25 protein-coding genes and 2 pseudogenes are annotated in these 20,729 nt (G+C 54.6%); 24 read left to right on the top strand and 3 right to left on the bottom strand.

The genetic code is table 11. The annotated features are described in order from the left end of the window. Positions 1–85 precede the first annotated feature (85 nt). The 4 genes and pseudogenes from CF137_RS01365 (at position 86) to CF137_RS01350 (ending at position 3,664) form a co-directional block, all read left to right on the top strand. A complete protein-coding gene (locus CF137_RS01365) occupies positions 86–1,714 on the top strand; it encodes a hypothetical protein (protein ID WP_204787354.1) in 1,629 nt (542 codons plus the stop codon). 148 nt (positions 1,715–1,862) lie between these two features. After that, positions 1,863–1,964, top strand: a pseudogene (locus CF137_RS01360) (IS5/IS1182 family transposase); the annotation flags it as partial. Positions 1,965–2,141: 177 nt separating this feature from the next. Continuing rightward, complete coding sequence (locus tag CF137_RS01355; RefSeq protein ID WP_139717374.1) at positions 2,142–3,092, top strand: DUF932 domain-containing protein; 951 nt, start codon at positions 2,142–2,144, stop codon at positions 3,090–3,092. Between the two features lie 11 nt (positions 3,093–3,103). After that, a complete protein-coding gene (locus CF137_RS01350) occupies positions 3,104–3,664 on the top strand; it encodes a lecithin retinol acyltransferase family protein (protein ID WP_139717372.1) in 561 nt (186 codons plus the stop codon). On the opposite strand, the gene CF137_RS01345 is transcribed toward CF137_RS01350, so the two are convergent. After that, on the bottom strand, positions 3,653–3,997 hold the full coding sequence (locus CF137_RS01345; protein ID WP_107682634.1) for a helix-turn-helix domain-containing protein: 345 nt from the start codon (positions 3,995–3,997) through the stop codon (positions 3,653–3,655). The genes CF137_RS01350 and CF137_RS01345 overlap by 12 nt on opposite strands. 148 nt (positions 3,998–4,145) lie before the next feature. Between CF137_RS01345 and CF137_RS01340 the strand changes: the two genes are divergently transcribed. The 19 genes and pseudogenes from CF137_RS01340 (at position 4,146) to CF137_RS01250 (ending at position 17,353) form a co-directional block, all read left to right on the top strand. Next, entirely contained in the window at positions 4,146–5,342 is a 1,197-nt protein-coding gene (locus CF137_RS01340; RefSeq protein WP_139717370.1) for a hypothetical protein, read from the top strand. Positions 5,343–5,393: 51 nt separating this feature from the next. After that, complete coding sequence (locus CF137_RS01335) at positions 5,394–5,840, top strand: hypothetical protein (protein WP_139717368.1); 447 nt, start codon at positions 5,394–5,396, stop codon at positions 5,838–5,840. A gap of 84 nt (positions 5,841–5,924) precedes the next feature. Further along, positions 5,925–6,350, top strand: coding sequence for a DUF2787 domain-containing protein (locus tag CF137_RS01330; RefSeq protein ID WP_139717366.1), 426 nt, complete (start codon positions 5,925–5,927; stop codon positions 6,348–6,350). A 10-nt stretch (positions 6,351–6,360) separates the two neighbouring features. Then, positions 6,361–6,789 (top strand): hypothetical protein, encoded by a 429-nt coding sequence (locus CF137_RS01325; RefSeq protein WP_139717364.1) that lies wholly within the window; start codon positions 6,361–6,363, stop codon positions 6,787–6,789. Next, complete coding sequence (locus tag CF137_RS01320) at positions 6,764–7,045, top strand: hypothetical protein (RefSeq protein ID WP_139717362.1); 282 nt, start codon at positions 6,764–6,766, stop codon at positions 7,043–7,045. The genes CF137_RS01325 and CF137_RS01320 overlap by 26 nt, the downstream gene beginning before the upstream one ends. 120 nt (positions 7,046–7,165) lie before the next feature. Next, positions 7,166–7,663 (top strand): RadC family protein, encoded by a 498-nt coding sequence (radC, locus tag CF137_RS01315; RefSeq protein ID WP_139717360.1) that lies wholly within the window; start codon positions 7,166–7,168, stop codon positions 7,661–7,663. Next, positions 7,660–7,851, top strand: a complete 192-nt coding sequence (locus CF137_RS01310) for a hypothetical protein (RefSeq protein ID WP_139717358.1) — start codon at positions 7,660–7,662, stop codon at positions 7,849–7,851. Before radC ends, CF137_RS01310 begins: the two co-directional genes overlap by 4 nt. 24 nt (positions 7,852–7,875) lie before the next feature. Next, entirely contained in the window at positions 7,876–8,214 is a 339-nt protein-coding gene (locus CF137_RS01305; protein ID WP_240038494.1) for a hypothetical protein, read from the top strand. Positions 8,215–8,332: 118 nt separating this feature from the next. Beyond that, positions 8,333–8,839, top strand: a complete 507-nt coding sequence (locus CF137_RS01300) for a hypothetical protein (protein WP_139717356.1) — start codon at positions 8,333–8,335, stop codon at positions 8,837–8,839. Then, entirely contained in the window at positions 8,839–9,054 is a 216-nt protein-coding gene (locus CF137_RS01295) for a hypothetical protein (protein WP_139717354.1), read from the top strand. The genes CF137_RS01300 and CF137_RS01295 overlap by 1 nt, the downstream gene beginning before the upstream one ends. Beyond that, on the top strand, positions 9,051–9,413 hold the full coding sequence (locus CF137_RS01290; protein WP_139717352.1) for a hypothetical protein: 363 nt from the start codon (positions 9,051–9,053) through the stop codon (positions 9,411–9,413). The genes CF137_RS01295 and CF137_RS01290 overlap by 4 nt, the downstream gene beginning before the upstream one ends. A 79-nt stretch (positions 9,414–9,492) precedes the next feature. Further along, positions 9,493–10,035, top strand: coding sequence for a hypothetical protein (locus CF137_RS01285; protein ID WP_139717350.1), 543 nt, complete (start codon positions 9,493–9,495; stop codon positions 10,033–10,035). A 1-nt stretch (position 10,036) separates the two neighbouring features. Next, entirely contained in the window at positions 10,037–10,393 is a 357-nt protein-coding gene (locus CF137_RS01280; protein WP_139717347.1) for a hypothetical protein, read from the top strand. Positions 10,394–10,477: 84 nt separating this feature from the next. Further along, positions 10,478–10,792 carry a hypothetical protein gene (locus CF137_RS01275; RefSeq protein ID WP_139717345.1) on the top strand — a complete coding sequence of 105 codons (315 nt, stop codon included), beginning with the start codon at positions 10,478–10,480 and terminating at the stop codon, positions 10,790–10,792. 2 nt (positions 10,793–10,794) lie between these two features. Further along, a complete protein-coding gene (locus tag CF137_RS22365; protein ID WP_275066009.1) occupies positions 10,795–11,364 on the top strand; it encodes a type IV toxin-antitoxin system YeeU family antitoxin in 570 nt (189 codons plus the stop codon). A gap of 63 nt (positions 11,365–11,427) precedes the next feature. Beyond that, positions 11,428–11,607: pseudogene (locus CF137_RS01265) on the top strand (winged helix-turn-helix domain-containing protein); the annotation flags it as partial. Positions 11,608–11,651: 44 nt separating this feature from the next. Beyond that, a complete protein-coding gene (locus tag CF137_RS01260; protein WP_193556549.1) occupies positions 11,652–14,036 on the top strand; it encodes an ABC-three component system protein in 2,385 nt (794 codons plus the stop codon). Then, a complete protein-coding gene (locus tag CF137_RS01255) occupies positions 14,026–14,595 on the top strand; it encodes a hypothetical protein (RefSeq protein ID WP_139717340.1) in 570 nt (189 codons plus the stop codon). Before CF137_RS01260 ends, CF137_RS01255 begins: the two co-directional genes overlap by 11 nt. Then, entirely contained in the window at positions 14,588–17,353 is a 2,766-nt protein-coding gene (locus CF137_RS01250; protein WP_139717338.1) for an AAA family ATPase, read from the top strand. The genes CF137_RS01255 and CF137_RS01250 overlap by 8 nt, the downstream gene beginning before the upstream one ends. 344 nt (positions 17,354–17,697) lie before the next feature. Here CF137_RS01250 and fis read toward each other — a convergent pair whose 3' ends face one another. Together fis and dusB are read right to left on the bottom strand one after the other, a co-directional pair. Continuing rightward, on the bottom strand, positions 17,698–17,994 hold the full coding sequence (gene fis / locus CF137_RS01245; protein WP_005906654.1) for a DNA-binding transcriptional regulator Fis: 297 nt from the start codon (positions 17,992–17,994) through the stop codon (positions 17,698–17,700). Between the two features lie 26 nt (positions 17,995–18,020). Further along, complete coding sequence (gene dusB / locus CF137_RS01240; protein ID WP_101323741.1) at positions 18,021–18,986, bottom strand: tRNA dihydrouridine synthase DusB; 966 nt, start codon at positions 18,984–18,986, stop codon at positions 18,021–18,023. A 309-nt stretch (positions 18,987–19,295) separates the two neighbouring features. Between dusB and CF137_RS01235 the strand changes: the two genes are divergently transcribed. Next, positions 19,296–20,702 (top strand): TolC family protein, encoded by a 1,407-nt coding sequence (locus CF137_RS01235; protein WP_162515781.1) that lies wholly within the window; start codon positions 19,296–19,298, stop codon positions 20,700–20,702. Positions 20,703–20,729 lie beyond the last annotated feature (27 nt).

The following is a 20,729-nucleotide window of genomic DNA, read 5'->3' as shown; positions in this document are numbered from 1 at the left end:
TGGGCACACACCTGCGTTTTCAGGTGTACTGGTGAGTGATGGTGGTGAGCGGTGCCAACTGGGCAGTGAGATGCGGTCCTTTGTTATGCCTAAGCATGCTCAGGCCACCCAATCAGATCAGTTGTGCAAAGCAATAGTGACCATAGACGCCGACCTACAACGATCCAAGTTGATTTCGCCGTTGATGCCTGCAGCGATCATTGGCTCCCAAAGTCATCTCCTCCCTTTGGAAGAGCGTTTGCTTGATGTGGTGCAACAAGGGCATCTGCATCAGATATCACAGCGCCCACGTCTAGATCTGCACTATGAGGATGAGGTGACTGATGTCGCGCGTGCGCGGCGCATGGCAAAAGGTACTCTGGTGCATCTGGCATCGCATTCAGAGTGCTGGCAGCGGCAGACGCTAAGCGGTGTGATTCCGAAGAAAGTGCTTGCTCGATTTAGCGAAGACGACCACGGTATTTACGAGAACCGTGTCTATGCTCGGCTGCTGGATAAAATAGAACACCATTTGTGGGGGCGCCTGCTCGCGCTGAAAAGCCTGCAGGAAACCCTGACCCAAGCGTTGGAGTTTTATCAGTCAGAAGAGATTGATTACCGTCTTTCTCACGAGGTTTGTCGGCTCTGGGGAATGACATTTGACCAAGGCAAGACCAGTAAGGCCTCTGAGCGTCTTGGCGAAACGCTAGAGACTCTTCAGCGTCTGCACCGAACCATTTCAGGGTTGCGCCAGAGTGGTTTATACCTGTTGGTCAGCCAGCAAGCACAGGTCATGGGCTCGCTACACCTGACCAATATACTTAGTCATGACCCTCATTACCGACACCTGTCGACTCTTTGGGATCTTCTGGACAAGGCGACGCTAATCTCGCAGAACACCCCCGAAGAGCGGTTCCGGCAGAACCAGTATCTGGCACATGCCTATTCGCGTTATGCGGGCCTAGTTCTGAGGCATGCGCTACATCCGTACCTGCACGGGCAAGATGAAGGTTCATGGGCAGGAGGAATCATAAGACTCCAGCAAAGCGGACTTGAATGGCAATTGGTGAGCATTGCATCAGGTGAATATTCTGCTGCCGAAATCTTGCTTACTGTGGTGCCTTGGCTGAGCAACACGCCTAGAGCGGAGGAACTTCAGGGACTCCCTGAGGATAGATTCATCGCCTGGCCTGCAATTGGGCAAGAACTCCCAAACTCTGCGTATCAGGAGCACTGGATTTCTCTTTCTCCGTCTGACATGTACTGCGTGGAGCGCTTTGGTCAGCTTGTGGATCGAGCGCTTTACCGTAAGGTGCTGCGGAGCTATGGGCGGCCTCTCACAAAAATTCCATTAAAGGTTCTGACTTTGGCTGATGGGATCCGGGGAGTATACGTAGATCACCAATCCCATGCTCTGGAAGTGCGGGAGGCCGTGTCCGAAAAGCCAGTTGAGTCACTGAAAAAGGCCTTGGTTGCGGCAAACGCAACTCAGCAGGGAATAGCCCTGGAGATACTCAACCAAGGAGTCCTTGCCTTGGAAACATGTCCAGTCTGTAGGGCAAGGGCTAATCTGGTTTATCAGAATCCTGCCGGATTCAGAGCGAACTGCGAAGAAGGGTGTGGTACTGAGCGCTATCTGCGACAGCAAAATGGTCGATTCGTATTTGATCAGATCGTTTCAGGGGGCATGGACTTTCGAACCTTGGGGCGCAGAGCATTTTCAATGCAGATTTAGTTTCGATGCTTGGATCACTGAGTCTGGTACTAGGGACTGTCGTCTTGAGCTGATGATTTTCAGTACAACGCCAGGAGAGGCGCGAGCGAGTCCTTAGTGTGAGATCATAAGCACCACTTGGTATCAGGGATGAGGTTCAGTATGGGCAAGGCATCTGGTGGAAAACGCCTTCCTTTATCTGAAGCAATGGCGAGGTATTGCTACAAGATACGCCAAAAATCCGAGCTCGTTTGTGGCCGCAGCGCAGATGCCTATGGGCCTCAATCTTATGACGACAGCCCCTAAGGTTTTACTTATTTTCCAATTATTTTTCAGCCCCATTTCTGCACGCCATAAACATAAAGTGAACCAAATCTCAAACATATGTTATCTCCATGAACCTACCTCAGGGACTGCTTCGGCAGTCCCTTTTTCATTGGAGACCTCTATGGCTCATTTGATTGATTCCATGGCCTACACCGGCCAAACCCCCTGGCATGGCCTCGGCAATGTCTTACCCCCACAGCAATCCCTGGATGTCTGGCTACAAGCTGCCGGGATGGACTGGACCATCGAGCAAAGCGATGTGCTGTATCAGAGCACGCCTGACAATCCAATCCTACACACCTACCCCGACAGCAAAGTCCTCTACCGTTCCGATACCTTGGCGCCGCTGTCGGTGGTCTCACAGCGTTACAACGTGGTGCAGCCCCATGAGGTACTGCACTTCTATCAAGATTTGGTGGAAGCGGGCGGTTTCGAGCTGGAGACCGCAGGCTCACTCAAAGGCGGCCGCAAACTCTGGGCCTTGGCCAAGACCGGCCAGGACCTGATGCTCAAAGACGGTGACCTGGTGAAGTCCTATCTGCTGCTGGCGACCAGCTGTGATGGCACCCTCTGCACCACGGCGCAGTTCACCTCGGTGCGGGTAGTCTGCAACAACACCCTTCAGGTAGCAGTAGGTAACCAGTCCGCCGCCATCAAGGTGCCGCACTCAACCCTGTTTGACGCTGCAGCAGTGAAGCAGGCGCTGGGACTGGGGGTAAGCCAGTGGGACCATTTCGGCCTGCATGCTAAAGCGCTCAGCCAGCGCCCTGTGGCACCTCAAGAGGCACTGCGCTTTTTTAGTGACCTGCTGGCACAGCCTTTAGATGAAGAGAGCATTGTGCTCACCCGGCCTGTGCAGCGTTTGCATGAGCTCTACCAAGGAGCGGGAATGGGGGCAGAGTTGGCCAGTTCGCACAACACCGCGTGGGGGTTGGTCAATGCGGTAACAGAGTATGTCGATCACCATCGCCGTACCCGCAGCCAGGATCATCGGTTGGACTCCGCCTGGTTTGGCCAAGGGGCGCAACTCAAATCCCGTGCCCTGGCACAAGCCATCACCTTGCTGCAGTAGGAGAGTACAACATGTCCGCATTGAACTATGGCGACCACCTTATCTCCTCGCGCATCGGTTATGAGCACCATGGGGTCTACGTTGGTAACAATATGGTGATCCACTACCAAGGCCCCTTCTCGGGACACGATGCTTGCCAGATTGTCCGCTCCAGGCTCAGCCAGTTTGCCCAGGGAAATGACGTCCGGGTCCAGCAGCACCCCTATCGTCACTTCAGCCGGGAAGAGGCGGTCAATCGTGCCCGCCGTCGCCTGGGGGAGCGCAGCTACAACCTGCTGTTCAACAATTGCGAGCACTTTGTGCAGTGGTGTATTGAAGACCGCCATCACTCACCTCAGGTCACCCGTGCCGCCCAAACGGTGATCGCCTCCCAAGTGGTGAAGACCTCGGTCGGCAAGCTCGCCTCCACGACAGGAGCCGGGCTGACTAGCGCCTATGTCAGTAGTACCGCAGCGACGACCACGGCGGCCTCCCTGGTTGCGCTAGGGAGCGCTCCAGCATGGGCACCAGTAGCGGTGGGTATTGCCGCGGCTTACGGTGTTCACAAACTGTGGGATTGGTTAACGGACTAACCGGCCAATCAGCGTCGTCATCATCTCCATCACCAGTTGCCGGTCATCATTACTCAGCGTTGCCAACTGCTGGCTGAGGATGATGGCCTGCTCCTGAGGACGGGGGCTGGTTTCACGCAGCAAGTCCACCAGCTCACAGTCAAATATGTGAGCCAGTTCAGCCAATCGCACAATGGTGGGAACCACAACCCCGCGCTCCATACGCGATACCGCTTCCATCCCTATCTCTAACCGTTCGGCCACAGCCTCCTGGGTCAATCCACGCTGTTGGCGTTGGTGAGCAATCGCCTTACCCACCAGCCGGGCTAACTCATCTTGATCGATCTTTGTCATACGTCCTCCGAATCAACTTGAAAGGTTGATAGCTAGACCCATTGACATGAAGGACTCAAAAAGATGAGGATCGCCTTTTGTGGTTGATTTTGGTCGAGTGTAGACGTTTTAAGTCGAACTAGACGGAACAAATAACAAGGAAATAAATATGAAAAAGTCACTGTTACTCCTTGCCATGCTGGCAGCCATTCAGGCCCAAGCCGAGCCAACCCAAGAGGGTGTGTGGCAAGTCAGCAAGGGCAAACCCTTTCCGGGATACAACTACTGGGTGGAGGACAACTCAGGGGAAGACGAGGTGAGCCTGACCCTCACCTGCGACCCCAGCGCAACCGCCGAACTCATTGCGAAGGTGGGTTATATCCAGTATGGCCATTATGGCAACAAGGCATTCGGACTGATTATTGATGGCAAGCGATACGATGGTATTCGTCGTCTCGGTGAGGACTTCCCGGCCTTTTGGGAAGCGCTTCGCGCCGCCAAACAGTTGGCGATTTTTACTGAAGATGAGGAAGAGCAGGGGGTCGTCCCAGTGCCCACCACGGGACTCGCGGCTGCGTTGCCTGCAGTCGGTTCACCGGGCTATTTTTGCCGAGCTAAAGAGAAGCCTGAGTCAGAGAAGCCACAACTAGCCAAAGGGAGCTGGAGCAGTTTTGGCGATGCGAGCAAAGGATATACCTATTCCGTATATAACCGAGCTGACTCATTCACCATTCGATGTCACCCCAACAAACCAGCCACTATCGATGTGGACATCATGAGTGTCGGAAAGTACGGCTCTCAGGACTATCAAAATGATTTCGTGTTTGACGTCGATGGCAAGATCTTCGTTGGTCACCGGGCACTTCAAGACAAGCAAAGTTTTGAAAAGCTTTGGACAGCATTGAGAAATGCAAAAGAGCTGGGAGTCTATCAGGGTGATAGAAATAGCCGAAAATTCTCTTTTCCAACCAATGGGATAGCGAAAACCTTACCTGCACTGGGTACGCCAGGCTTCCCTTGTCTAACCGCCGAGCAGCACAGCGCGGCTGTGCTTGATGATGATCTGGCCAACATCGAACCGTTGAAGGATGGGGATGTGCACCTGCGTAAGCGCATCAATCCCTACTATCGCAAAACGACCTGGAACAAGTACCTGCTCGACATCACCAGCCGCAGTAACCGGATGGTGATCACCGACCTCAAGATCAACCGGGGCAGTTGCACGATCGATCCGAAAGCCAAGCTGCCATTTCGGATGGGCTTTGGCGGCAAAGTGACGCTCTCTCTGCTGCCAGAGGACTGCAACCCGCTTGAGGTCACGGTGACCACACTCGGTGGCGAGCAGACGCTGTCGTTTGACCAATAACCTACCCCAGGGAGGCAACAGCCTCCCTGTTATTTTTAAAAGGTAACCACAATGAACCGACTTATCGCGCTGCTGGTGGCTCTTGCCACCAGTGGTGTCGGGGCAGAGGAAAGTGGCTGGTCTCGCAGTTGGGGGCCGGGCACGCAGGCGAATTACACCGTCACCCTCGCAGGCTCCACCCTGCTCACTATCATCTGCCGGGATGGTGCACCGCTCACCATGTTGGCGACGGTGAACGGTCGCGATTATGGCAGCGACAGCAGGCGTCAGTTTGCCTTGCTGGTGGACGGGCAACGCTACGATGCCCCTTACCGGCAAGGGGACTTCCCCACGTTCTGGGAAGCGCTTCGCAACGCAACCTCAGTGGCGCTATTGCTGCCGTCAAATCCGCCCATCGATTTGCCCACCAGCCACCTTACAGAGGTACTGCCCGCCATCGGTACCCCGGATAATAACTGCATTGCGCCTGGGTCATTACAGGACTTTGGCACACCGTGACGATGGCTTACACCAACCATTGCAACCACACCCAGAGGGAGGCTAATGCCTCCCTCGTTTTATTGGATATGACAAGGAACGCTTATGACTATTCCCTTTTTCCGGGATGGCTTTGCCCTGCCCGTTGCCCAAGCGCTGCTCGCGTTACTCAATCAGGAGGTCGCCAATCTCAACCTCAACCTCGAGCGCCTGACCCAACTCACCTTCAACTTTCGCAGTCCCACCTACAGCCCCGAGCAAGGAGGGGCTCACCCCGTCGAGATACGCCTGATCCGCGGCCTTGATGGCTGGCTGTTCGATTACGTCACCGACTTCAGCTACCAGGGACTGGGCCAGAATGCCGAGCTTTGCAAGGAGCTCGATTTCAACTTCCTGGATGACGAGCACTATCTGCAAGGGTGGGGGCCAATCCAGCGCTCAGAGGCCCATGAGTTATTCACCCTGTGGCAGACCAACTTTGTTGCCTACTGCCGGATGGCGTACTTCACCGTCACGGTCAGTGGGGATTAGGAGGTGTGTGATGACTAACGAACTGCCGCTCTCCCATTACTCACGTCAGTGGCTGGGACTGGTCGCCGCCAAAGCCAAGCTGCAGCCAACTCGCCAGAGTGAGCGCTGGTTGCTGCACCTGACTCCTGGTAGCGCACATGCCCGCACCGTCACGCTGCATGTGCGCTGGTCTGGGGGGCAGTGGCAACTGCTCTCCCTCACCAATGCCGAGGATTGGCGCACCATGAGTCAGCCCGTGGATGAAATCTGCGTGGACCCCAAGCGTCGGTGTTTCTGGCGCTGTCAGGCTGGCCCCGTTCCACTCTCTGAGCAGCCCCGTGTACTGGGGAGCTTTTTGAGCGACCTGCAGCGCACCTGTACTCATCACGGTTATCGTGTGGAGAGTGACCCCTTACCCCAAGAGGAGGCGAAAGATGCCCAAACAACCGATAGCCGTTGAGCTTGAAGCGATTAATCGAGAGGGGGAAACGCAGGTGGTGCGTGACAGTGGCCTACCCGTACACGGCTACAGCGTCTACCTGCGAGCGATGGAAGCAAGCGAGCTGGCCTTGGCAACTTGGGTAGCTGACTACGACACCATCGGCCCAGCTTACGAACTAGCCGAGCGCCTGAGCGTTGCGCTTGATATCCCGTTCACCGTGCAGGTCCCCGAACCGTTGATACCGGTGGCGAGTGAGCCCGCCACCACAACATGAGCCACCAGCATCGTCAACTGCACAACCGACTGCCCCCAGCGTAAGCCAACATCATCTCAACCTCTGTGACCCCGCCATGCTTCATGTGTGCCGGGGGTTTGTTTATTTGGAGAACCCCATATGCGTTACCACAAACTCAAAGCCGGGGAATGCCCCGGCACTTATGTCGTCACCGAACCGGTGACCGAGCAAGACCTGCTGCGCATCGCCAATCAGATTGCTCGCAAGCGTCTGGCCAAAGGTAGCGCCATCACCAGCACCTCCGAGGCCGCGGAGCGACTACAAACCCTGCTACAGGACCGGGAGCATGAAGTGTTCGGTGCACTGTTCCTCGACTCCCAACATCGTGTACTGGCCTTTGAGGAGCTGTTTCGTGGCACCCTCGACAGCGCCAGCATTTATCCACGGGAAGTAGTCAAAAGGGCCCTACTGCTTTGTAGTGCATCGATTATCGCGGTGCACAATCACCCCAGCGGTGATCCGGAACCCAGTCAATCTGACCGGATCTTCACCCAAGCCCTCAAAGAGGCCTTGGCGCTGGTCGATGTGCGACTGCTTGACCATCTGGTAGTTGGCGCCGAGGGGGTGGTATCCCTAGCTGAGCGAAACCTGCTATGAACCTGGCCCTCGGTAAATCACACCTCACTGCCCTCGATATCCTCATCGAGCTGCGCTGCTGGCTTGCTGACAACGTCGAGATGCAGGCAGCGCCCGCTATCGTGGCTCACCTGCCGAGCGGTTACCAGCTCACCCAGGCTGACTGTGTCGAGGCCATTGATGCGCTGCTGCATCATCTGCGCCATTAGCCGCGCCAAGAAGGGACAAACACCATGCGAGTACCTAACCCCTATTCCCTGAAGGAAACGCTAGGCAAGCTGCGCCATCGCTTGGCAGCCGCCAGCAACCAAGAGGCCTTGGCATTGTTGGAGAAGGCGGTCACCAAAGCCCGTGATGACGAGGTTTATGCCAAGCAGTTTGAAGAGACCTTGCTGCAAGGCTCCACCATCGAGATACGCGAATGTCTGAGCTGCTTTGGCGACTACTTCGAGCGCTCCAGAGGATCTCAGCCCTATTACCCGCACCACGATGCCGTCAACGGCATTGATTGTGCGCTCTACGCCATCTTGTTTGATGCGGCTCACCCAGGCGTAGAACAGGCGCAGCAATAACATACAGGCCGCTCGCTCACCCGAATCATCAGCGCCAACACCATGATCTGGATATCCCGACACAACCCCCAAGGCCACCTCACTGCAGGTGGCCTTTTGCATTTCAAGGAGTCACTCAATGTCTGCTTTCATGATCGATCGCCAGGACTACCTTGCCTTTGCCGTACAGCTACACCGTTTTGGCAATGCCCCCATGCCACCGCACTATACCCTTGAGTTGCTACGCACCCTCTGGTGGCAGCCGCCAGCAGACACGACCAGCACCTGGGCGTGGCGGGTTGACCGGTTAGCACGGCTGATGATGCTCGCCAATCGCCGTGCAGTTTGGCATCGCTATCAGCTTGGGCGTCAGCAGGACCAGAAGGAACCACGTCAGCACCGCTCGACCAAGCTGGGGCCGCTTAAACCTGCCCATCGTTACCATCAGGCACCACTCACCGATGCCGAACTGGTGGCGCTCTACAAATTCACATGCTGCGCCCTGTACCAGTCGAGCGAATGGAGCGGGGGCCCTGAGCAAGCGCCTCGGTTGGTGAAGGTGATACAGCAGTTGCAACAGGCTCTCGCACAAGACGTGCTAACCCGGCTGTCGCTGTGGGAACAAGCCCCTTGGGGAGAGATGTGATGGATCTCTCCATAACCCTGACAGTGACAAGCTCGCCACCGAGCTCAACCGCCCAGATAGCCCAACGTATCTCTGATGACATGGCACACCTGCATCACCGTCTAGGGGATGGGGTCAGTGATGAACTGGGCATCAGCATCAGTTACCTCGTTGAACAGTTTGCGCTGCTGGCAGCGGCTTACCGTTCACCGGCTGAAATGGAGAAACATCAATGATTGAGTTCAACGATAGCTTTAGCCAGGCCGCCGTGGCAGAGGCCATGTGTGTCCATCCGGCACTCGCCAAGCTCATCAGTCAGCAGTTGATGCTGCCGGGCTTTGCCTATGCCCACGATGTGGAGGGACGGCGTATTGGCGGCCCCATTGTTGCGCCCAACCCGGTGCTGCACAAAACCTCGCTCTTTGTCAGTCCACGGGATATGCGTGAACACCTGCCACGTGAGATTAACTTCGCCCGCTTTCGCTGCGCTTGTAATGCAGCGGGTCAGCCGGTCGGTGAGTGGCAACGGGTAATTGTCGGGGCCTACGTCAACCACGGCAGTAATGACAAGCCGGCTTGGTGTAGTCACACCTGAACCACGGCCACCAGCACACACAAGACCTCTAACAGCCCCTCACGCCGAGGGGCTGTTTGCATTTGAAGGAAGCCCAACCATGCATGACTTACGTGATTACAAGACTCTGTCCGCCCGACAACTCACCGCCGCTATCGGCCAACTCAACCACAACACCGCGCCGAAGATAATGACCCACCTGGCATTACGGGCCACACAGCAGCATCCGCTCGGTAATGGCCGTCGCAGAGCCAAGGCCCTCAAGCTGCTGCGACGGGTCAAGAAAGCCCACAAGGCAGGGCGTATCCCGCCTGAGCTCACCGTAACGGGCTGCCGCATCGACCGAGAGAGCCATCAGGCCGACCGCTACTACTACGACCGAACACTGCTGACCCAGGGCTGGCAGCAGTACGATACCGAGGAAGACGCATGGTATTTCGGCATCTGGATTAACACCGAGAAGCTGGAGACCTTTACCTATGCAGAGGGGGATACCCACCATGTGATTGCGCCGAACGTCGAGGCGTTTCGTGCCGAACTGGCGCGGCTCTACCAGTACCACCCGCAGGCTCCGGCGTTTATCAGTATCGACCCGGACGCAGGCGTTGTGACCCGCCACTTTGAACGCAAGCCGGAGGTGTGAAATGGCTAAGAACATCGCCATCAAGGTACCAGGCAAACATCCGCAAACCGGCGAGTTCACCACCTTTGAGCTAAAGGGCCAACGCATGGATATCGACATCGGCGGGCAGGCAGTGCCTTTCCTCATTCACGGGAGGGGCATCGGCACCTCGCTCACCCACATCCCGAGTGGCTATCGCATCGCGCTGCTCGGTGGCTGGCTCACCGCTCGTTACTCCATACCCGAGAATAAGCCCAGTAGAACGGCCTGTGCCCAGATGGCTATCGACCGGCTGGTGGCCCAGTACGGCTCGCTGCACCTGCTGGACCGGCTCAATTGCAAGCCAGTGCTCAATGATATGGCTGACTGCGCTCGTTGACGCCCCACTGTCTCGCTCATCCACCCACAGCATAAAGGGCCAGCCCTCACAGGCTGGCCCTTTACATCTTTGGAGTCACCGAACATGACCCGTCTTATCACTGGACTTGAGGTGCATCGCTATGCTCCCGAGCTTAACAAGTTGCATCTGCGCAACCGGCAGACGTTACCCGCTCCCGGCATCACCACCATCAAGGAGGCCAAAGCCCTCCTGTTTGGCCGTTGGCAGCCAGGGCATCAGGTGACCATCACCGTGAGCTATCCCGACTACGTCAATCTCTCCCGGCTCTACCGAGGGCGACTGGCAAGCCTGACCGGCCTTCCAGAGCACCTGACCAGACTACGCCAGCGCCACAACGTGCCCGGCACCATCATCTGCATTGAACTGAGGTATCGCTAATTATGACCATGACCCATCCCACACACCATCCAGAGCACCAGGCTCTCACACCGCCCCCCAGCATCAGCTGGGGTCTGCCTCGTGATATCTCACCACGCTTTGGCGCTCGTCTGATACAAAGTCACTACCGGCTCGATTTTCTATCCGATCGTGCCAGTCTGATCGGTGAGTGGGGTCAGATGCAGATAGACAAGCTCGACCTGGCTTTCCCGGAGATCATCAAGGCTCTGGAAGCCAAGCTGCTGACCGGCGAACTGGATGCCCAACGTCAGCACTGCATCACTATCCAGCACGGCGGCTTTACCTGCGAAGCCGACCCCCTTGGCAGCTACGGCTATGTCTACTTAGCCATTTACCCAACGACGATCGTGGACGACAATCCTGACGCGCAAGGCGTGACCACAAATCCGCTTGTGGTAACATTTTGGCACCTACTCGTCCGTGATAAGTGGGTAGGTCTTGGGGAAGGCCATTTATGGCCTTCCCTTTGTTTTGGTGACTCTGTTTTTTTGAGGTTGCTCCCAGTGATCTCGATACCAACTGGCTCCAGCTGTGGTGCTGTGGCAAGATAAGCTCTTGTTTTGTCTCGCTCTGGTTACCCGGCGAAAGAACCCCTGCCCAGCTATGAAGCCATTATGCCTGCTGTGCTCAAGGTATTGGCCTATGGTGCAGCCCGCTCTTTGCGCGAGGTATTCGAGCGGGTTTGTCAGCACTATGTCTTTACCCCCGAGCAGTTGGTTGAAACCTTGCCAAGTGGCCGCCAAACCACGCTGTGTAGCTTGGTCAGCTGGGCCAAGACCTATCTGGTCAAGGCAGCGCCTATCACCCGAGTGGTCGAGGCCGCTCAAGGAGCAAAAGTTTGGCGACTATTGATGTCCAATTTTTTAGCGATGAAGAAAACTGCCAGCTGCGAGAAGAGAACCCTAACACCCCTGATCTCTTCGCGTTTGACTGCGGCCAACTACCCTTCGAACGGATGGGGGATGACCATTTTGAACTGCTCCTGGCGGACCTCTATACAGCTCGAGCACAGGATGGTTCGGAAGACTGGTATGATGAGGCCCGTCGTCTAAACGACGGTGCTGATCAAGGGCGTGATGTTATCTTGCTTGATGATTCTGCTCCTGTCGGCGTGATCCAGTGCAAGCGCTACAATGGTATCGTTTCCCTTGACATGGTCATTCAGGAGATCTGCAAATTCTTCCTTTACGCGACCATCAAGTCCGGCATCGCATCCGCCCCAGGTGAACCGTTCCGCTACTACGTTGCAGTATCCGATCGGGCTGCTGGCAAGCTTTTCGAGTTCATGACAGGGAAAGGGCGGCAACGCTTCGAAGATCTGAGAACAAAATTCGAAGAGAAAGCATTAGCCGCACGTAAAGGATCTGCAACCCTGAGGAAGCATGATGCCCTGAAAAGCCTCACTCAGGCGCAGTTATGTGATTTAGTCTGGGCCAGGATCGACAACCTTCATACTGGCCTTCATAAAAAAGATGACCTCTCCCGGCTAGTGGGTGCCTATCCGCATATCAAGTCGACCTACTTCAAGTTTGAGTCTGACTCGGCGAAGCTCATTGGTGAGCTAAAAGCGTTTCTGCAATCACGTCATCTGATAGTCAGTGAGGAGGACGAAGGGCTTATCTCCGGAATCCGGACTGAATACATCAAATTAAAACTGGGTCGCAATCAGCGATTCAATCTGGGCCTATTGCAGGGGACGGAGCTTTTGCCTTTCATGCGAAGCATGCTCCAACCCAAAACTGGGAGGCTGTTCAATAACTTCGGCTCGCTTCCCGTGATCTTTACCGGCGGAGCCGAGGTGGCAGAGCCGGGCAATTGGACAGAACTTCACCATCTTGTCGATACGTACGATAGCAAAGCGGTAGTCTTCATAGGTTGTGGGGCGGTGACAGGAGCCCAGCTTGCAGATTGGAAGAATTCTGATGACATGATTTGGATCGACCCTGAGTGGGATCCGGCTCCACTGCTGCGTTACAGGGCAGGCTGGTGTTGGGTCAAAGATCCCTCGCAGGGTATTTTCAACTGCTATGTGCTCGTGGAGAACGAGACCGGTGAGGTGGGGTACGGGCACGGTGAGGTGTCGCTCCGTCTGGCGTTTGAAGATATTGTGCTTTGGCCAACCTTGGGTAACGATTTTACTAACCCGATTTCAAATGCCAGGTCGCAATTACGACGAATTATGGCTAGCCAGAAAGAGGACCGTTCGAAGCGGCCCAATCTTGTCCTTGCCTCCATTAGCGTCACCAGCCTCGAAAAAGTATTGACCTCGGTCTCAGATCACTACGGTCAACGCATACACTCAACCATTGCCACTGCGATTGCCAACAGTAACCGTGTCGGAGCGTGTCCTACCGAGCTGTACAGTGCTACTGGCATCTTTCCGGCGATCGACGTCGAGTTCGCAACCCGACGTACCCCAGCAACCGTTAATCCATCTGGATGTGTCATGCGTCGGAGCACCAGCGGTGCTATCACGTTCACGCTCGACTGGACTGCAGAGCTGACCATGGCTGCTGTAAAGGCACATCGCTTGGTTGCGGGAGCTGTGGCAGACGACATGCAACCAGTGTCGCTTGAGTTTCATGAACTCTTCGATAGGTATCCTCCATTCCCTGGTTATCTGCCAGCTGTGAAAACAGAGCTGGATCTGCTCAATAACTTGGTGCAAAGCACTGGTCTGCCAGACGACTCGGAGTTCACCTATCGAACATTGTTTGGTGTCAGAGCGGGAGAGGATTTTTCACTGGAGGCGTTGTCCAAATCTGGTGAGAACGTGATGAGAACAGTCCAAGCACTGAGTTACCTAAACGTCCCTCCCGCCAGTCAGTGGGGGTGCTCCCCGGATCAGCAGGGGCATATTCGGCATGATGACCCTGTGCATGGAGAGGTCAACCTCATGGCCTGGTCAAACAAGAACTATCCCGCCAGACAAATAGAAGGTGATCTTTTTGATTGGGCTCGACAGCCGGGCGGGCATCCCAGCCTAATTGTCTTTGCCCAGGGTCGGGGGAACATCACAGACAAGAAACTCAGTGATGGGCGATACGATTACACGAGCCCACCAGCGCCGAAGGGATCAATCACTGAACCTGCGATTGCGAGAAGCGTTTACATGTTCAATTTAGGCGATATTGAATCGGCGTATGACGATCCACGAGCCCCGTCCCCCGATCAATTCATGAAAGATATTTTCGTCCGAAAGGGGAAGTTAGATGCTCAATGAGCTGATTGAAATCATAGGGCGTCGAGCTGAAGATGCAGGCTTCTCCAGAGCCTCGACCCAGCAATATCTATCGGATACGAATCAACATTGGCAGGATGGTACGATAGGGAATGAGCTCGGTTATTGGGAGGCCTCTTTTGCCTCTATTTTGTTGGTCAATATTACCACTGATACAAGTGCTGACGCACTGCGTCAGGCCAAGCTTGCAGAAACGTTTTTGGATGCCCTGATCGTCCAACGGGAACGTTCAGGCCTCGTCATTGATGGCTATCTCGTGATAGCAACCACCCAAGTCACTGAGGAGTTCAAGGCGTTCATTCTGGATATCGAGAGAGATGTAAGGTTTGTCAGGAAGCATGTTGTCATTTGGGGGGCGGATGGTTGGGAGCGCTACGAGCGAATAACGCCATTAGGTCTCGAACGCATCGAAGAACCTAGTGACGCGGTAGTCTTTGCGTCGGAGAATACCAATTACCTCCAGCTTATAGAATTGCTGGCTGAAATGGGCAGTCAAAAGCTTGCCGAACTCCATGGTAAAGAGTGGAATCTCAATGAATAACCTACCCATCAAGTTCATAACCGTTACCATCCAAAATTTTCGGGGTATTCCAGATGAGTTGGTGGTGCCGTTGGATGCGCCGTTAACCGTTATCCATGCAGCCAACGGTACAGGTAAAAGCACCATCTGCTACGCTTTGGAATGGTTGATCACAGGTAAGGTCGATGATCTGAACGGGGCTGCGTTGGAGTGCCAGTGGGGAAAAGTTAGAACTTTAGTGTCGGCAGAGTGCTTGATTGATGGAAAGCTTCACGTACTTACCAGAACCAACAGTTCATTGTGGATGACCCAAGAAGGCGGAAAAAAGAATAAGATAAACGATGAACATCTGCTGGGAATGCTCACACCGCAGTCAATTTCGGGAAGAAGTACTATAGCGTTGCGTAAGGCGAAACGTGGGTGGTTGCGCAATAGTCGGTGGCTTTACTCCAACTCCTTAGCCTTGTTGATTGATAATAATAAGGCTGATGAACGTCAGCAAATTTTTGCAGATATTCTGGGTTTTGGCCATCTCACCAGCACGTTGCGGGATTTGCGCGATTACCGACAAGCACTCCCCAGTACAAAGGGGCTAGCTGATAGCGTTGCTCGTGTTAGAGCTGAGATTACAACGCTCAAAACAGCACTGGCCATTAGCTCTCCAGCCAAAGATACAGCGCAGAGTAATCTTGACTCAATTTTCACCGCGTTACCGCCAGCAGTTGAAGGAAGTATTTCTGAGCGGCTGGGGGCAGCTAAGGTACGTGTCAAATCACTCGGTCAAAAGCAGCAGCGACACTTGGTAGTACTGAATACTCTGTATGAACAGTGGTCACAGTACCACAGTTCTTTGCAGCAGATAGGGACTCTCCGTCAATCAGTTGATGTCCTCACGCAGGAACAAAAACAGGCCAGCGAAGATCAGGCTGTTAAAGCATCGGAGTTGTCCAAGGCCCAACAGAGAGTCTCTGACGCTGAGCGAGCACTGAAATGGGCTGATGAAAGCCTGCTAATTCTCCAAGGATGGCAATCAGCTACTACTGCTCAAGGCGTGGGAGAGTTTTTTCAGGCAGCGGATCTAAGCCAGGCCGAGCTGACTGCTAGGTTTGTTGAGCTGGGGTGGAGTTCTGATCGGCAAGAGCAGTGGAAAGAGGCAACTGCCTTGCTGTCGGCGAATTTCCAAAAAATCATGGAGTTGGAGCGTCAGAAAAATGATCTCATAGCCAATCCGGTAGTGCCTGCTATCGACTATGAGGAAAAGGTTCGTCTGGCCGATGTGGCAAAGAATTGGCGTATCCGAGCGGAAGCAGAATTTGACGCGTTTTCTAACGTATTAGGAAAACTGAAAGCAATGGGCAATGAAGTTGCCCATGCTCATGATGATGCCCATTGTCCGCTCTGTAATTACAACTGGGGCACGACAAATAAACTGCGGCTAGAAATCTCCTCGCATATGAACGTTCTTGCCCCGGCACTTGAAGCTGCGGCTCGCGCGTTGTCACAGGCTCGCCAGAAGGAGCAAGAGGCTGTTAAATCCCTAGCGCTCTCCGCGACCCAAAAATCAGCGTACGACACTTATTTGGCCCGCGTTAACTCAGTTAACCAAGAATTGCAGTCATTCGCGACAAGGACTAAGTATTTTGAAATTATGGGGGTTCAGAACTTCTCCGAAATGCAGGTGTCTGGCCTTGTAAACTTGAACAGTAGGGTGACCGCCGCGATTCAGCTAAGCCGGATTTTCGCAAAGCTTACAGAGGTGGAGACGTTCTTCGGAATTATACCCGCTAATAGTGTGTCAACTCGAGTATCGGTCTCGCTCGAGCATTTTGACAGCTACAAGAAACATTTTCAGGAGCAATTCGACCAGTACGAGCCAGCAAGAGCTCATCTTGTTCTTGTTGTACAAGGGCTGTTACAAGCCGTTCAGGCCAAGGCGAACGAGCTCTCGGGTCTTAACGCGAGTATTGCAGCGGCAGTAGGAGCCACCAGTGGTTTCGATTCCCTTTGGTGTGAGCTTTTTGGTGATCAACCCGTGTTGATGCAGTCCTACGAACTCATGCGTCAACAGGTAAGCCTGCGAGGTAATGATATAGCGACATACTTCCGCATGCTCGACGAATGCGAAGCGGTAGTTAGTGTTGATAACGATTCTGCAAGGCTGAAAGTGCTTGAGCAAGAGTTGGTTGAGTTGACCAGTAAGTTGAAAGTCGGCACAGGCTATATCGCTGAAGCGGATCTTGCGATTGAACAGTACGCTTTGCATGTGAAAAATTTCACTGTCTCCAGCCTCAAGCCATTGCTCAGTCCAGCTGCTGAGCTGTTTTCTAGAATGCATGCCAACGAAGTCTACAAGGGCCTAGGAGTCTCAGAGGGCGAAGATGCGTTGAAGTGGACAGTCTTCGCCGAAGGCCATGAATCTGCATTGGACGCAGAAGGGAAGTTGAGCCAGGGCCAGCGTCAGGATCTGGCCTTGTCGCTGTACCTAGCTAGAGCTCGGAATACTGGAGGAAGTTTCTTTCTTGACGAGCCGATAGCGCATTTGGATGACCTCAATCGAGTGGCAATGTTGGATATCTTCCGATTGGTCGCGACCTCTATGCCGTCTATGAATCTGATTTTGACTACTGCCAGTGATTCGTTGGCCAGACACATGGCTCAAAAGTTTTCGAGTATCACGGACCGGCACCTGTTGAACATGATTCATTTGGAAGGGAACCCCCGTACCGGAGTCAAGATGACGGTTCAGCGGAATGTAGCGTTATCTAGCCTCCCTCGCTAGCCAAAATGACATGATAGGCAGCAGCATGAAATTATCGAGCACCTTGAAGCGGCTCTGGCAGCATTTCGTGGTGTAGCAAATAACCTACCGAGCAGTGTTGACAGTAGAGATACAGAGTAGATGGTAAGACAGAGAGGGCCCTAGGCCCTCTTTTGCATTAGATGAAAGCAAAGGAGGAGGTGCGGAGTAATGAGACTAAAGACATGGCTCAACATCGTTACATTGGAGCCATCAACAATGATGTCTAGTTCAGTAGTTGTGGGTTCAAATGTGGGTTCAAAACTAAAAAAGCACTTCCATTAGAATGAAAGTGCTTTTATTTTCAATAGCTTAGCTTTTACGGCTTAGTTCATGCCGTAACGCTTGAGCTTCTTGCGCAGAGTGCCACGGTTGATCCCCATCATCACGGCAGCGCGAGTCTGGTTACCACGGGTGTACTGCATGATCACGTCCAGCATCGGCGCTTCAACTTCGGAGAGAACCATATCGTACAGTTCAATCACTTCCTGACCGTTCAACTGGGCCAGGTAGTTACGCAGGGCCTGTTGCACAGAGTCACGCAGGGGGCGCTGGGTTGGCTCGGCGGCGTGATTGTGAGTAGTTGTTACCAATGCATCAGAAGTCAGGGTTTGTTCGAACATATTCGGTCGGCTCTTTAGTTATCTTGTTAACCTAATCCATCGAAATACGCTTCGAGTGCCTCTAGTTGTGCGTCTGCACAATCCAGGGCATTGAAGTGCTTGCGGAATTCTCGGCCCGTCTCTTCTTCATCCAGATACCAGCCCACGTGTTTACGGGCAATGCGCGCTCCCAAATAGGCACCATAAAAGCGGTGCAGGTTGGTTACATGCTCGTTCATCAGGGTGCGAACCTCTTCCCTTTCGGGAGGCGGCAGCTTGGTGCCCGTCTCAAGAAAATGACGGATTTCCCGGAAAATCCAGGGTCGTCCTTGCGCTGCGCGGCCGATCATCACGGCGTCGACACCGGTATAGTCGAGGACATACCGGGCTTTCTCCGGGCTGTCTATGTCGCCATTGGCGACAACAGGAATCGATACGGCCTGCTTAATCGCCCTGATTGTGTCGTACTCCGCTTCGCCCCGATAAAGGCAGGCACGGGTACGACCATGCACGGCGAGGGCCGCGATACCACAATCTTCGGCGATTCGGGCGATCTCCACGCCATTGCGGTTATCCGGATCCCATCCTGTGCGGATCTTCAAGGTGACAGGGACCTCAACTGCATCCACCACGGCCCGGCAAATTGCTTTGACCTGATCGGGTACACGCAGCAGGGCTGAGCCTGCCAGCTTCTTATTCACTTTTTTTGCCGGACACCCCATGTTGATGTCGACGATCTGTGCGCCCTGCTCCACGTTGTAGCGGGCAGCAAACGCCATCATCTCGGGGTCGGCCCCGGCAATCTGGACCGATCGCAAACCGCCTTCTGCAGAGTGATCCATCCTCATCCTGGTTTTCTGGGTATCCCAGACATCCGGGTTGGCCAGCAGCATCTCGGAAACGGCCATGCCAGCCCCCAATCGTAAACAAAGTTCACGAAACGGTCGGTCTGTTACACCGGCCATGGGAGCCACAATCAAGGGTGTTTCAAGCGTGTGGGGACCTATCTGCATTCCACGGTTACCATCGGCTTAGGGCGGCGTATATTACGCATTTTTTAGGCAGGAGAAAAGGTTAGTATTTGAGCGTCAGCCATTTTTTTCTGAAAAAAACGTCGCGCCAAGGCTTGCAAATTCTGGAGTTATTGAAAAACGGCCAGATTGCACATGCGGGATGGCTGTACTAGCTATGTCGGTTGTCTGCATAATTGGCAGTCCACTTGTGGGCCTGCTTTGCGTTATGATAGCCGGCTAAAGTCGAGCAAATGCTCCAAACATTTATGCAACATATGCGCGTATGCAACAAAAGCGGATTGGGGAACTATGACGTCAAGGTTCATTAAATCACTCTGGCCGTGTCTGATGGGAGCCGTGCTGGGATCGGCGCAGGCACAGACCATCAGCTTCGGCGAAGCCTGGACCCGGGTCATCCAGCAGGATGAAGGGTTGGCCGCCGAGCAGGCAGGGGTGGACCGGGCCAAGCAACTGCGCGAGGCCGCCAAGGATATGTATCTGCCCAAGGTGGATTTGGGGGCCAGCTATACCCACCTCGATCAGCCGGTGGAACTGGACATGATGGATCTCAACCCCATTGCCAGCCATCCGGAGCTGGGTCAGGTGTTGGCGCCACTCATGCAGAAGTTCCACCTCAGTCCGGATGATTTTGTCACCCCGCTGACCAAGCAGAACGTGGTAACCAGCTCGGTCAAGATGCTCTGGCCGCTCTTTACCGGTGGTCGTATCGATGCGGCGCAAGATATCCGCCAGGCGCAGGTGAGCGAGGCGCAGCAATTGCTGGTGCTCAAGCAGCAAGCCACCTTCGAGAGCCTATCCCAGACCTATTTCGGGGTGGTGCTGGCCGCTCAAGTGGTGATGACCAAGCAGGAGATCGAGGAGGGGTTGGCCCACCATCTGGATCATGCCAAAAAGCTCGAGGCTCAGGGCCAGATCGCCAAAGTGGAGCGGCTCTCTGCTCAGTCGGCTTATGACCGGGCTCGGATCGATACCCAGAAGTCCCGCCGTGGTCTCGAGATTGCCGAGCTGGCCCTCGGCCATATGCTCAAATTGCCGAGTGCAGAGCCGGGCAGTGGCCTGTTCGTCAATAAAGAGTTGCCCGGACTCGACGGGCTGGTAAGTCAGACGTTGGACGTGCACCCGGGTCTCAAGCTGCTCAGCGCCAAGCAAGAGCAAGCCAAGGGGATGATCCGGATGGAGAAGGGCAAATATGCTCCCGAAGTGTTCATGTTCGGCAACTACAACCTCTATGAAGATGATTCGCTCGCTTCCAAGACTGCCCCGGACTGGCTGGTGGGGGTGGGCGTCAGCATGCCGCTGATCAGCCGCGATGGCCGCTCCGAGACGGTGCAGGCAGCCAAGAGCGCCGAATTGCAGGTCAATCTGCTGCAAGCAAAGACCCGCCAGGATCTGGAGTTGCTGGTAGAGAAGACCTGGCGCGAAGCGGCACAAGGGCTGGAAGAGTATCAGTCCCTCTCGTCTACCCAGGCGCTGGCAGAGGAGAACGTGCTGCTGCGTGACAAGGCATTCGGTCAGGGGCTCTCTACCTCCCTCGATGTGGTGGATGCCCGTAACCAGCTGGCGGGGGTCAAGACCCAGCGCGCGGCGGCGGCTTATCAATATGTGGTGTCGCTGGCCCGTCTGCTGGCCCTCTCCGGCCAGATGAACAGTTTCAATCAATATCAGCATGGTCAGGTGATCGAGGTGAACTCGTGATCCCGGCCCTGTCTGTTCCTTTTTTCA

Origin of the sequence: Aeromonas sobria (genome assembly GCF_006243315.1) — a bacterium.
Taxonomy (GTDB): Bacteria; Pseudomonadota; Gammaproteobacteria; order Enterobacterales; family Aeromonadaceae; genus Aeromonas; species Aeromonas sobria_A.
The sequence above is the reverse complement of the archived record's forward strand: the minus strand, read 5'-3'. Positions and strand labels throughout refer to the sequence as shown.